The sequence below is a fragment of the Treponema bryantii genome (genome assembly GCF_900113965.1).
GTDB classification, from domain to species: domain Bacteria; phylum Spirochaetota; class Spirochaetia; order Treponematales; family Treponemataceae; genus Treponema_D; species Treponema_D bryantii_A.
Map to the genome: position 1 here is coordinate 37,438 of NZ_FORI01000005.1, position 13,598 is coordinate 51,035.

The 13,598-nt window shown below is 40.6% G+C and carries 12 protein-coding genes; 8 read left to right on the forward strand and 4 right to left on the reverse strand.

Annotated features, from left to right (window positions below):
• The first annotated feature begins 5 nt into the window (after positions 1 to 5).
• A complete protein-coding gene (gene fabV, locus BM161_RS07380; protein WP_074931367.1) occupies positions 6 to 1,259 on the forward strand; it encodes an enoyl-ACP reductase FabV in 1,254 nt (417 codons plus the stop codon).
• A 117-nt stretch (positions 1,260 to 1,376) separates the two neighbouring features.
• Here fabV and BM161_RS07385 read toward each other — a convergent pair whose 3' ends face one another.
• Positions 1,377 to 3,227, reverse strand: coding sequence for a family 16 glycosylhydrolase (locus tag BM161_RS07385; protein WP_074931368.1), 1,851 nt, complete (start codon positions 3,225 to 3,227; stop codon positions 1,377 to 1,379).
• A 176-nt stretch (positions 3,228 to 3,403) separates the two neighbouring features.
• Here BM161_RS07385 and pyrB point away from each other — a divergent pair, with 176 nt between their 5' ends.
• The 5 genes from pyrB (at position 3,404) to gdhA (ending at position 8,682) form a co-directional block, all read left to right on the forward strand.
• Positions 3,404 to 4,330: an aspartate carbamoyltransferase gene (pyrB, locus tag BM161_RS07390; protein ID WP_074931369.1), complete on the forward strand. Its 927-nt coding sequence runs from the start codon at positions 3,404 to 3,406 to the stop codon at positions 4,328 to 4,330.
• Between the two features lie 9 nt (positions 4,331 to 4,339).
• Positions 4,340 to 4,777, forward strand: a complete 438-nt coding sequence (locus BM161_RS07395) for an aspartate carbamoyltransferase regulatory subunit (protein WP_074931370.1) — start codon at positions 4,340 to 4,342, stop codon at positions 4,775 to 4,777.
• Between the two features lie 11 nt (positions 4,778 to 4,788).
• Positions 4,789 to 6,312: a dihydroorotase gene (locus BM161_RS07400; RefSeq protein WP_074931371.1), complete on the forward strand. Its 1,524-nt coding sequence runs from the start codon at positions 4,789 to 4,791 to the stop codon at positions 6,310 to 6,312.
• Position 6,313: 1 nt separating this feature from the next.
• Positions 6,314 to 7,150, forward strand: a complete 837-nt coding sequence (locus BM161_RS07405; protein WP_074931372.1) for a sugar phosphate isomerase/epimerase family protein — start codon at positions 6,314 to 6,316, stop codon at positions 7,148 to 7,150.
• A gap of 173 nt (positions 7,151 to 7,323) precedes the next feature.
• Positions 7,324 to 8,682, forward strand: coding sequence for an NADP-specific glutamate dehydrogenase (gene gdhA / locus BM161_RS07410; protein WP_074931373.1), 1,359 nt, complete (start codon positions 7,324 to 7,326; stop codon positions 8,680 to 8,682).
• Between the two features lie 156 nt (positions 8,683 to 8,838).
• Here the strand turns inward: gdhA and BM161_RS07415 are convergent, their stop codons facing one another.
• The gene (locus BM161_RS07415; protein ID WP_074931374.1) at positions 8,839 to 9,840 is read right to left on the reverse strand and encodes a glycosyltransferase family 2 protein; all 1,002 of its coding nucleotides are present in this window, start codon (positions 9,838 to 9,840) and stop codon (positions 8,839 to 8,841) included.
• Between the two features lie 22 nt (positions 9,841 to 9,862).
• Between BM161_RS07415 and BM161_RS07420 the strand changes: the two genes are divergently transcribed.
• Together BM161_RS07420 and BM161_RS07425 are read left to right on the forward strand one after the other, a co-directional pair.
• Positions 9,863 to 10,960, forward strand: a complete 1,098-nt coding sequence (locus tag BM161_RS07420) for a glycosyltransferase family 4 protein (RefSeq protein WP_074931375.1) — start codon at positions 9,863 to 9,865, stop codon at positions 10,958 to 10,960.
• A gap of 13 nt (positions 10,961 to 10,973) precedes the next feature.
• On the forward strand, positions 10,974 to 12,107 hold the full coding sequence (locus BM161_RS07425; RefSeq protein ID WP_074931376.1) for a glycosyltransferase family 1 protein: 1,134 nt from the start codon (positions 10,974 to 10,976) through the stop codon (positions 12,105 to 12,107).
• Here BM161_RS07425 and BM161_RS07430 read toward each other — a convergent pair.
• Positions 12,104 to 12,829, reverse strand: coding sequence for a septal ring lytic transglycosylase RlpA family protein (locus BM161_RS07430; RefSeq protein WP_074931377.1), 726 nt, complete (start codon positions 12,827 to 12,829; stop codon positions 12,104 to 12,106). The genes BM161_RS07425 and BM161_RS07430 overlap by 4 nt on opposite strands.
• A 32-nt stretch (positions 12,830 to 12,861) precedes the next feature.
• Entirely contained in the window at positions 12,862 to 13,563 is a 702-nt protein-coding gene (locus tag BM161_RS07435; protein WP_083425716.1) for a GTP pyrophosphokinase, read from the reverse strand.
• Positions 13,564 to 13,598 lie beyond the last annotated feature (35 nt).

Consider the following 13,598-nt stretch of genomic DNA (forward strand, 5'->3'; position numbering starts at 1 on the left):
TTTTTATGATTATAAAACCAATGGTTCGTTCAAACATGTGTCTTAACGCTCATCCTCTTGGATGCGCTAAGGAAGTTGAAAATCAGATTGCTTATGTAAAAGCACAGAAAGCAAAGCGCGGAACAAAGAACTTGAAAGAGGGCGGAAAGGGGCCGAAATTTGTTCTTGTTCTCGGCTGTTCTACAGGTTACGGACTTGCTTCACGCATTTCTGCAGCTTTTGAATATGGTGCAGACACAATCGGTGTTTCTTTTGAAAAGGCCGGAACAGAAACTAAGGGTGGTACTCCAGGCTGGTATAACAACCTCGCATTTGACCGCGCTGCTAAGGCAGAAGGCTTGTTCACAGAAACTTTCTCTGCAGATGCTTTCAGTCACGAAACACGCAAAATGATTATTGATGAAGCAAAGAAGGCTGGAAAGAAGTTCGACCTTATCGTTTACTCACTTGCTTCTCCTGTTCGCTCTGACCCGGATAAGATTGACCCTAACAGCGAAACTGGTGCTCACGTACTTTATAAATCAGTTATTAAGCCTATTGGTAAAACATACGCAGGTCTTGGAATTGATATTCTTACAGACACTCTCAAGGAGTCTGCTGCAGAACCTGCAAATGAAGAAGAAATTGCAAACACTGTAAAGGTAATGGGTGGTGAAGACTGGCAGCTTTGGATTGACCAGCTTTCTGCTGCAGGCGTTCTTGCTGAAGGTTGCCGTACAGTTGCTTATTCGTACATCGGACCAGAGTTGAGCCATGCTATTTACCGCGACGGTACTATTGGACAGGCTAAAAAGCACCTTGAAGCTACAGCACATGCACTTAACGAAAAACTCGCTAAGGAACTCGGTGGTGCTGCTTACGTTTCAGTAAACAAGGGACTTGTAACACGTTCTTCTGCTGTTATCCCTATCATTTCACTTTATCTTTCTATCCTCTTCAAGGTTATGAAGGAAAAGGGAACTCACGAAGGCTGTATCGAACAGATGGAACGCCTTTTCGCTGAGCGCCTTTACACTGGTGATAACAATGCTGCAGGCAAGGTTCCTGTTGATGAAGAAAACCGCATCCGCGTTGATGACTGGGAAATGCAGGCAGATGTTCAGGCTGAAGTTGATAAGCTTATGGCTAAGGTAAACAACGACAACATCAAGGAAATCTGCGACCTCGCAGGTTACAAGCACGACTTCTACGCAACAAACGGTTTCGATGTAGAAGGAATTGACTACACAGCTGATGTTGCAAGAATGGACCAGATTTAATAGATGCTGAAACAAGTTCAGCATGACGTTGCCTTATTAGGATGACGTAAAAAAGCCGCATTTCGCAAAAAACGAATGCGGCTTTTATTTTTCAGTTAATAATTTCTTATATTACTATTATTTTTGATAAACTCGTACATAATCAATTGTCATTGTAGATTCTGTCCAGTTACCAATTGTACCACCAAGATTTCCGCCAACTGCAAGGTTTATAATAATGTAGAATGATTCATCGTATGGCCAGGCAGACTTACTATTATTAGAAGGTGTATAAGTTGCATCACTATCATAAGCGTTCTTTCCTAAAGTCCAATACGCAGGTTCGCCGTCATAATACCAGGTTATAGAATTTTCATCCCATTTAACTGCGTATGTATGCCATTCTCCAGCAATATCATCTAAAACAGTACCAGCTGTATAAATTGGATTTCCACCACTACCGGCTTCACAATGTAAAGTTCCATAAACTTTATCAACACCCCAAATAGAAGTAGAACTTTCCATAATGTCTATTTCACCACTCAAAGGCCAGCCTTGACCGTTATAAATATCATTATCAAGCATCCAGAAAGCAGGCCATACTCCACGTTCTACAGGAATTTTTGCACGCATTTCTATATAACCATGTTCCCACTGTCTTCCAGGAACATTTCTTGTTACAATACGGCCACTAGTATGTGTTGCATTATTGTCTGGACCAGTTTCTTTAATAGCTCTGATCTTTAATGTACCATTAGAAACCCAGGTATTATCTTTGTCATTATCACTATACCACTGAGTTTCACCGTTACCCCAGGCCCAGTTATTAGGATTTGTACCATCAGAATTATTTGACTGACCTCTACCTATATCGTAGCCCCAGTTAGAGCTTAATGGTGTACCATCTGAATCACGCTCAGCATCTGTAAAATCATCCGCCCAAACAAGTGTATAATCTTCTAAGCCTGTAATATTAAGTGGAGTTCCAATTGCTTTTTTTGGTTCAGCACCAGCAGAGGCAGTTTCGTCATTCCAGGCTTCAGGTTCTTCCCCTGCAGGTATAATATAGATGTGATCTATATAGAAAATCTGATTTGACTCTGAAGAAAAGGCTATGCTGCTCATAGAAGTTTCACCTGTCATAATTTTGAAAACTGAATACCAGTCCCATGAACCTGGCCACTTAACTGTCTGAGAAATATCTCCACCTTCTCCTGGATGATATGCAAACTTAAAATTATTATTTGCGTATACACTTAAATAAATAATTGAAGAACGTGGAAAATCAAATGTTTGTGTTAAATTGCCCACAAATGCTCTAGCGTCACCAGTGCCTAATTCATATTTTTTAACAGTTTTTCCATCAACAGTTACATTTGTTAATGTTGCATTTCCCCATGTGGATCTATTATCAATCTTATCTATTCCTTTCTCAGAATCAAAAATTATTAATGCATTATCTGGAATAGTAACTGTTTTACGAGTTGCTGGAACAGCTGGATTACTGGTTGGATTTGTACTACTAGAAGCTACAGGAGATGCTGAATCATCAGTTATAACCCCTTCCTCAGAACTACTAGCAGCTGTAACTGTAATGGTCTTACTCTTACTCTTTTTGCCAGCTTTAGCTGTAATTGTTACGTTACCGGTTTTTACACCAGTTACAATACCTTCATTACTTACTGTAGCAATCTTTGTGTTATTAGAAGACCAGGTAACTATTGCAGTAGAAGGAGTTACATTAGCTGTTAAAGTAATTGTACCGCCTACTGTTATTTCAGAAGCACCAGAAATAGATAAACTTGTTACCACAACTTCTGTGTCAGAAGGTTCTGTTTTAGGATCATCATTATTGCCATTGTTAGGGTTATCATTGTTTTCTGAATTTATTTCATCTGTAGTAGTCCATGAGATATCACAAGAAATGTTTGTGAAAGAAATCAAAAGAGATGCAAAAATTAAAGTGAATAGTAATTTAAATTTTTTCAAAGTTTTATCCTCCAGTTTCATGACTGTAGTATAAACAGGGTGTTATAGATAGAAAAGTTTGATAATTTTCTAAATGGTGCAGAAATTTCGGTTATGGCGCATTATCTTTAGAATAAGTGTTATTGTCACATTTCTCGTTTTTTGATAATATCAATAAAAATTAATGGGAGTATCCAATGCTTACTGGTCGTCATTTAATTCAGCCGGATGATCTTACGGTTGCTGAAATCGAGGAAATTTGTTCTTTGGCTGAACAGATTATTGTTGATCCTAAATCATTTCAAGATGTGTGTCGCGGGAAAATTCTTGCGACACTTTTTTTTGAGCCGAGTACTAGAACTCGACTTTCTTTCGAAGCTGCGATGCTCCGTTTGGGTGGATCTGTAGAAGGATTTTCTGATGCAGATAACACTTCTTCTGTAAAGGGCGAAACACTCGCCGATACAATCCGTGTAGTTTCAAGCTACGCCGATGTAATTGCAATGCGAACTCCAAAAGAGGGTGCCGCACTGCTTGCAAGCAAATATTCTGCCTGCCCGATTATCAATGCTGGGGACGGTGGTCACTATCACCCAACCCAGACTCTTACCGATTTGGTAACTATCCGCCAGCTTTTGGGTGGTCTTGAAAATCATACTGTTGGATTCTGCGGCGACCTTAAGTTTGGTCGTACAGTTCACTCACTTGCCGAAGCACTTCGCCACTTTAAGGGCAACCGCTTTATCTTTATCAGTCCTAAAGAGCTTTCTGTTCCAGATTATCTGATTACAAATGTGCTTGAGCCTGCCGGAATTAAATATGATATCGTAGAAAGTCTTGATGCTGTAATTGATCAGCTCGACATTCTTTATATGACTCGTGTTCAGAAGGAACGCTTCTTCAACGAGCAGGATTATATCCGCCTTAAGGACAGCTACATTCTCGATACAGAAAAGATGAAGCTTGCCCGCAAGAATATGATTGTTCTGCACCCGCTTCCTCGTGTAAACGAAATTACTCCTGAGGTTGATAATGACCCTAGAGCCGCTTACTTTAAGCAGGTTAAGTATGGTATGTATGCACGTATGGCTTTGATTGCAAAAATCACCGGTGCAATTGACTAGGAGGGGAAAATGTTAAACGTAAATACAATTAAAAACGGACTTGTAATAGATCATATTCGTGCCGGCTCTGGCTGGGAAATCTACCAGTGGCTTGGTCTGGACAAAGCACCTTTTACTTCCTGCCTGATTCAGAATGTTTCTTCTGAAAAGTCTGGAAAAAAGGATATCATCAAAATCGATAATATCATCAATATTGATTATTCGGTGCTTGGTTTTATTGATCCTTCAATCTGCGTAAATGTAATTGAAAACGAGAAGATTGTCCGCAAAATCAACATGGAACTTCCTAGCCGCGTACAGGGAGTTTTCAAATGCAAGAACCCTCGCTGCATTACTCAGACTGAACATTACGTAAAACCAACCTTCCTTCTTACAGATAAATCAAAGGGCGTTTACCGCTGCGAATACTGCGACACACTTTACCTTGCAGGAAGCGAGAATAAATAGGGATTTGAATTATGAGCAGAGTTGTTTTGATTTTTAATGCGCGTCTTTTGGACGAAAGTATGGATACTCCGGGGGCAGTTCTGGTTGCTGACGGAAAGATTCGCTCGGTGTTTCAGGGGTATTATACTAATTCTGAGACGCTTGAAAAAATGGCTCGCTCGGTTCTGGCGGAGGATGGACTTGAAGAAAAGACTCCGATTGAACTGCACAACGCGCACGGACTTACTCTGACTCCTGCTTTTATTGATATGCATGTGCATCTGCGATATCCGGGACAAACTCAAAAAGAAGATTTGAGTTCCGGACTTCACGCAGCGGCAGCCGGTGGTTACGGCACAATTGTTGCAATGCCTAATACAAATCCTGTTGTTTCTTCTATTGAAATGGCAATGAAAATTGAGCGCGAGGCTGCAGCTATCGGGCTTACTCATCTGTTCCAGACAGTGAGTCTCACAAAAGATTTTGAAGGTACAGATACTTCTCATCTTGATTTCGTAGAAAAAAAATATGTTCCGGTTGTCAGTGAAGATGGCCGCGATGTTCCTACCTCTGGCATTATGCTTGAAGCAATGACCAAGGCTGGCGAAAAGGGGCTGATTGTAAGCTGCCACAGTGAGGATATGACGCTCGGCCCGTTGGCGAAGCCTTTCCGCGGAGAAGCCCTTGAGATTATGAAAAACATTGGCCTTTCTGCATGGGGCACAGGTGATGATGATTTTGATGCTGATGATGAAGAGAACGCTGAGGCACTGGATCGCATTGACCTTGCTTTGACTAAGGCGAACGAGATATTGGCTCTTGCCGAGGATGTGGCTACGGTGCGTAACATCATGCTTGCGAAAGAAGCTGATTGCCATGTTCACATTGCTCACGTTAGTACTGCGGTTTCGATTAATGCTGTACGCGATGCGAAGAATGAACTTTATGATGAGGAAATGGATTATAACGCGGACGAAGCCGATGCTGCTTATCAGGCTTTTGAAGACGGCGAAAAGTTTGCTCCAACCGAAAGAGCTGAAAAAGGCTTTTCTGTTTCCTGTGAAGTAACACCTCATCATCTGGCTCTTTGTGGAACTGACGAGCCTTATATCAGAGCATTGGTTAATCCGCCGCTGCGCAGTGAAGATGACCGTGTGGCTCTTCTTGAAGCCCTCCGTGATGGAACTGTTGATGTAATTTCTACAGACCACGCTCCTCATACTCTGGATGATAAGGCAGCAGGTGCTCCCGGTTTTACTGGTCTTGAAACAGCCTATGCAGTTTGTAATTCCGTTCTTGTAAAAGATAATCAGTTTAATCCTCGTCGCTTGAGTCAGCTGATGTCGGCTGCTCCGGCACGTCTGCTTGGACTTCATAAAGGTCTTTTGAAAGCCGGTTATGATGCAGATCTTACAATGCTTGACCCGGACGAAGAATGGGTAGTAGACAGCTCAAAGTTCTACAGCAAAGGTAAGGCAACTCCGTTTGAAGGCCGCACAGTTACTGGTCGTGTAAAGTTCCTGTTTATTGACGGCCGCCTGGTATTTGAAAGCTAGAATGAAAAAACTTCAGTTTGGAATGCCAACTCTTATAGAAAATCATTCTCTGGAAGAAAACATTGCTTTGTGCCAGCGGCTGGGGCTGAATTTTATTGAACTGAATATGAACTTTCCCGAATATCAGTTGGATAAACTTGAAGAAGCTGATGGAGAAGTTTTTATAAAGGCTGCAGAACAGGCCGGAATTTATTATACAATTCACCTGGACGAAAATCTTAATATTGCTGATTTTAACCCGCTTGTGACAAATGCATATCTGGAAACAGTTTGCCGTACGATAGAGGTTGCAAAAAAGCTATTGCCTCTGCGCGACTGTTTTGGAGATGCATCACAGCCACTTACGCTGAACATGCACATGAATCACGGAATTTTTATTACACTCCCGGATAGAAAAGTTCAGATGTATGAGCGTGATTTTGATACGTACATCAAATCCTTTGCAGAGTTTAAGACACTTTGCGAAAAATGGATTGGCAACAGCGATATCAAAATTGTAGTTGAAAATACAGACGGCTTCCGTGATTACGAAAAACGTGCGATAGAACTTTTGCTGCAAAGTCCTGTTTTTGCACTCACCTGGGATATTGGCCATTCAAAGGCAACCGGCGAAAAGGATGTGCCGTTTATTCTTGAACATCAGAATCAGCTGATTCATTTTCATATTCATGATGGAAAAGAAAATCCGCCGAAAAACCATCTCGCTCTTGGCGATGGTGAAATTGATTTACGCGACCGTCTTAAACTTGCCGAAATCCGCAACGCCCGCTGTGTCCTCGAAACAAAAACTGTTGCGGCGCTGGAAAAGTCTGTTAGTAGACTTGAAATGTATTTGTAAATCTTCATTTTTACTTCAAAACTTTAATAAAAATTAACGAGAATTCGGGGGAATTCGGCGTTTACTACTTTTCATAGAAACGCGGTTTGTGGTATATTTATACCTTGGAAATGCATAATTATGCAGAATGATGTCTAAATGCAGATTTTGTGTTTGCCGAGGAGTAAATAGAAATGAAAAATGCTTACGTAAACCGTGTATGGGAAGAAGTAAAAGCAAAGAACGCTAACGAACCTGAATTCCTTCAGGCAGTTGAGGAAGTTTTGACAACTCTCGATCCAGTAGTTGCAAAAATGCCAGAGCTTGAGCCAAACGCAATTCTCGAAAGACTTGTAGAGCCAGAGCGCGTTATTCAGTTCAGAGTACCTTGGATGGACGACAAAGGTAAGTATCACGTAAACCGTGGTTTCCGCGTACAGTACAACAGTGCAATTGGACCTTACAAAGGAGGTCTCCGCTTCTCTAAGGAAGTAAACCTTTCTGTACTTAAGTTCCTTGGATTTGAACAGGTCCTTAAGAACTCTCTTACAACTCTCCCAATGGGTGGTGGAAAGGGTGGTTCTGACTTCGATCCACATGGAAAATCAGATAAAGAAGTTATGCGTTTCTGTCAGTCATTCATGACTGAGCTTTATCGCCACATTGGTGCTGATACAGACGTTCCAGCTGGTGATAAGAACGTTGGTGGTCGCGAAATTGGTTACCTCTTTGGTCAGTACAAGAGAATCCGCGACGAGTACACTGGAGTTCTCACAGGTAAGGGACTTACATTCGGTGGTTCTTTGATTCGTACAGAAGCTACTGGTTATGGTCTTATCTACTTCGCTCAGGAAATGCTCAAGAAAGTTGGAGACAACTTCGAAGGTAAGGTATGTTCAGTTTCTGGTTCAGGAAACGTTGCTACTTATGCTGCTCAGAAGCTTATTCAGCTTGGTGCTAAGGTTGTTACACTTTCTGACTCTGACGGATATATCTACGATGAAGAAGGTATTACACAGAAGAAGCTCGACTGGGTTAAGAAGCTCAAGGGTGAAAAACGCGGTCGTATTTCTGAATATGTTAAGAAGTTCCCTAACGCAAAATACTTTGCTGGAAAGAAGGTTTGGGAAGTTAAAGTTGACTGTGCATTCCCATGTGCTACACAGAACGAATTGCTCGGTGAAGATGCAGAAAAGCTCTTGAAGAACGGTGTAAAGCTTGTTGCTGAAGGTGCTAACATGCCATCTAACATCGACGCTGTAAATAAATTCCTCGCTGCAAAGATTCTCTATGCTCCAGGAAAGGCTTCAAATGCCGGTGGTGTTGCGACATCTGGTCTTGAAATGTCTCAGAACTCAGAACGCCTTTCATGGTCTGCAGAAGAAGTTGATGAAAAGCTTCACCAGATTATGATCAACATCCATAACAACGCTTATGATACAGCTGTTAAGTTTGGTGCTAAAGACGGCAACTGGGTTAACTACGTCGCTGGCGCTAACATTGCAGGTTTCGTTAAGGTTGCTAATGCAATGGTTGCTCAGGGATTGGTATAAGCCTAAAATCGAAAATCCGTTAAAAAACGAGCCGCCAGGGTCGTTTTAGGATTATCGAAAGAATGGCTCAGAGGCAAGCTGTGCTTGCCGACCATCTTATGAATAATAAAAGGCTGTCTTCGGACAGCCTTTTGTATTTTACTTGAAATGTTCGTTTTACAAAATCTTAAACGCCATGTACAAACAGTAATTCAGATGCAGCTTATACGGGAAATAGAAAAGATAATTTTTTGACAGTTTGATGTCGCTGAGTTTTATGTTATCGATGTAGCCGCAGGCTCTGATTTTTTTAATTGCATTTCTGGCCTGCTTGTAGCCGGCTGATTTTGCGCAGCGGCGGAAGGCAATACGAAGGTTTTCAAATGCCAGAAGTTCAAACTGTTTTGGATTATGTTGAGAAAGATTTTCGTTTGTCAGCTTTTTCAGGATTTCAAGTGAGTAAAGGTAGCGTTCAAAAAGTTCTTTTGAATAGCCTTTTGTAATAGATTTTTCCTGAAGAATATAATTGTAGAAACTGATGTTTTCGATATAGAAAGATTCTGCGTTAAGAATTGCAAGAGTTGTAAAAACATTGTCTTCTATCTGATAGCAGTTTTCGTCGAGCTTATCTACAAAACGATCTATAAGTTCCTTTTTGTAGATTTTGTTCCAGCGGTAAACAAGAACTTTATAATATGCGGCTGGATCAAAAATATTAAACAGACAATGTGGAAGTATTTCTTCGCGGATTCTCTGCTTATCATAAAAACCAGTTTCTGCAGAGTTTAAAACCAGTTCATTATTTGTCTGAGAACAGATTGTGCAGCCATAAGAAATAAAGTCGCAGTTATATTTTTCTATGATTTCAATTCCGTGTGAAAGATAATCCTGTTTGTATGTATCATCTGCATCGCAGAAAGCAATGTAATCTCCCTGCGCATTTTTGATTCCCATCTTATAAGCAGAAACTACACCGCCATTTTCTTTATCAAAAACTCTTACGCGGCCTGGATTGTTCTGTTCAATTATTCTGCAGACTTCCAGAGAGTTATCCGGACTTCCATCATTTACAAGAATAATCTCTAAATCTTTGTAGGACTGAGAAAGAATTGAACTAACCGTATTTTCAAGTGTTTCTGCTGCTCTGTATACTGGAATGATAATAGAGACTTTCTTCATATAAAACATTATAATAAAAGTTATGGGAAAGTACAATTTTATTTTTATTAACGGAAAATTTCTTGAACAGAAACTCACTGGTGTTCAGCGTTTTGCATATGAAACAGTAAAAAATATTGATACATTAATTGATGATGGAGCAGCATTTTCAGAATTAAAAGATAAAGTTTTTTTGTGTGTTCCATCTGATGTTGATGAATCAAAACTTGATTTCCTTAAGAATATAAAAATCAGAAAAGCAAAAAAAGGAACCGGTATTTTCTGGGAGCAGACATATTTTGCAAATGATATCAGAAAGAATAAGGCACTTGGACTGCATCTTTGTAACACAGTTCCGTTCCTTCAGAAGAAGGGTATTGTATGCCTTCATGACATCACTTATACAATCCATCCGGAATTTGTAACAACTGGAAAGCATCAGCTGATGAGACTCTGGCACATTGTTCAGGATAAGGTATGTGCTAAAAAAACTCTTGCGATTCTTACTGTAAGTGAAAACAGCCGTAATGAGATTTGTGATTGTTTTAAAATTCCGCAAAGTCGTGTAGATGTTGTTTACAATGGATGGCAGCATTTTTCAACTGAAATTGCAGAAGGTACAACTCTTTCAAAATGGCCGGAACTTGTGGAAGGTAAATTCTTTTACAGTATGTCGAGCCTTGCAAAAAATAAAAACTTTAACTGGATTATCGAAACAGCAAAACGCTATCCTGAATATACTTTTGCAGTTGCCGGTAAAATGGATTTGAAAAAATATGGCGACACACTTTCTGCTGGCAGTGAACTGAAAAATCTTCATTACCTTGGTTATGTTTCTGATGATGAAGCAAAACTCTTGATGAAGAATTGTCGAGCATTTATTTTCCCTTCTGTTTTTGAAGGCTTTGGTATTCCACCGCTTGAGGCACTTGCAATGGGTACTAAGGTTATCTGTGCGAAGGCAAGCTGTCTGCCAGAGATTTTTGGAGATTCTGTTTATTATATTGATCCATATAATTATGATGTTGATTTTGAAACCTTGCTTTCTGGTAAAGTCAGTCCTGCTTCTGAGGTACTTGAAAAATACAGCTGGGAAAAGACTGCTTCGAAGACACTTGAAGTAGTAAAAAGATTTTTTTAATAAGGATTTTAAGATGGCAGATGATATTATTAAAGTTGCCTGCATCATGGGAAAATGGCATGGTGGTGGAGTAGAGTCTGTTGTAATGAATTATTATCGCAACATCGACAGAACTAAAATCCAGTTCGATTTTTTTTGCGATGCCGATTCTACCAGAATCCCGTATGATGAAATCGAAAAACTTAATGGACGCGTAATTGTAATTCCGCCTTATCAGAAAATGCCGAAATATTATAAAACTCTGGTACAGGAATTTAAGCAGGGTGGATATAAAATTGTTCATTCTCATATAAATGCAATGTCATTCTTTTCTCTTGCTGCAGCAAAAAAAGCAGGAGTTCCTGTAAGAATTGCACATTCACATTCAACAAGTAGTCCTCATGAGTGGAAGAAAAATATTATCAAAAATCTTTTAAGGCCTCTTTCCAAAATTAATGCAACACATTATTTTGCCTGTTCAGAAGTTGCTGCAAAATGGCTTTTTGGAGAACGAACCTTCCGCAGTAATAAAATTACTTTGCTTCATAATGCAATTGATTTGAGCAGATTTTCATTTAATGAAAAAAATCGTGAAGAGATTCGTAACGAGTTTAAGATTGAAAAGGACACTGTGGTATTAGGCCATATCGGAAGATTTATGCCGCAGAAAAATCATGAGTTTCTGATTGATATTTTTAATGAATATCATAAGTTGAATAAAAACTCTGTTTTGTTTCTGGCGGGAGCCGGGCCGCTTGAAGAAGCAGTTCGTGAAAAAGTCTCAGCTCTTGGTTTGTCTGAATCGGTGATTTTTGCCGGACAGAGAAAAGATGCAGATAAACTGTATATGGCTTTTGATGTTTTTCTGCTGCCGAGCCTTTACGAAGGACTTGCCGTTGTTGCAGTAGAAGCTCAGGCTTCTGGTGTACCTGTATTTGCTTCGGATCAGGTTTCACCGGAAACAGATCTTACAGAAACTTTGAAAATGCTTCCTTTGGAAAAGCCTGAACATTGGGCAGAACAGATTAATAATTGTCTGACTAATGAAAAACTTTCCAGAACTTCTGCAAGTGAGTCGAATGCCGCCAAGCTTAGAAGCCGAGGCTATGACATAGCTCTCGAAGGTTCTAAACTTGCAGAAATGTATAAAGCGTTTTATAACCTTTAATCTTTACGCTGTCGTAGACTTTGCTCGGTGAAGCCTGCGGCGGTCAGTTTATTTTGAGTGTCGGTCACTTTGCTGGCTGGCACTTTTTTTATAGCTACGCGGGTAATGCCCTGGCTGGCGGAAGTCTGAAGCACGATGTCTTTGAAACCTGCCTTGGAAAGTTTTCGGGCAAAGGCTTTTGCATTTTCTTTGGAACTGAAAGCGCCGAGTTGGATGTCCCAGTAAGTGCCGGGGGCGAGGTTGGCGGGCTTTTTGGAGGTGGTTGAGGTCTTTGAGTTGTTCGAGGTCGCTGAGTTACCGCCATTAAGTTTTGCCATTATCTTACTTGCCGAGGCGGCGGTCTGCTGACTCAGTTTTGTGTTCGGGCCCTTTTTTACAATTTCCAGTTTTACCTTTGTTGTACCGGTTCCAATCATTCCAAGTTTTATGGCGGCTGCCTTTGACAGATCTATTTCGCGGCTGGCTACAAACGGGCCGCGGTCGTTTACGCGCACTTCGCAGGTTTTTCCGTTTGCAAGATTTGTTACTTTGAGAATTGTATTAAAGGGAAGTGATTTGTGAGCACAGGTGTAGTCGTTCATGTTAAAGCGCTCGCCGTTAGAGGTTCGTTTGCCGTGGAAGTCCTCAGCGTAATATGAAGCGGTTACGCCGGTCTTATAGACTTCGGAAAATACTGGGGCGAGAAGGAGTATTGCGATAATCAAAAAGAAAGTACGTTTCATATTTTGATTATCGGTAATTTGTGAGATTTGCGTTAATCCAGTGCCTGCAGCTCTATCGCGATTTCTTCCATCTCGCGGTCGGTCATGGCGATGGTTTCGGCAACACGGAAAAGCTCGCGGCGGATGCTGTCTGGAACTTCGGCGTCGTTTTTGTAATGAAGCTGATGCTCAAGGCTTGCCCAGAAATCCATCGCAATTGTACGCAGCTGAATTTCAACGCGTACGTGGTGCTCTGTCTTTGAAAGGTAAACCGGAATCTCCATCACAAGGTGAAGGCTTCTGTAGCCGGACTCTTTCGGATTTTCAATATAATCATTCTGAACAATCAGTTTAAGGTCAGGCTGTTTAAGAAGCATATCACGAACAGTGTAGATGTCGGAAATGTAAGGACAGATAACGCGAACACCAGCAATGTCGTTGAGGTTTTTCATCATTGACTCAAAACTCACTTCATAGCCTTTTTTTTCGAGTTTTTTTGCAATGCTCTCCGGACTCTTCAGTCGGCTCTTTACCGTGCTTATAGGGTTTCGTGTTCTGTTTACACTGCTTTCTTTATTCAGAATATCAAGCTTAGTTTCTATCTGTTTAATTGCGCTTTCATAAATCATCATAATCTGCTGAAACTGAAAGGCCATCTTATAAAAATCGCCAGAAACAGCCATGTTATTCATTAGGGAAGGAGGCAGCGTAGAGGCTTCTTCAATAATACTGTCTTCTAAAATTTCATCGCTCATAATTTTGTCAAAATCTCATTACCGGATATGCCGGC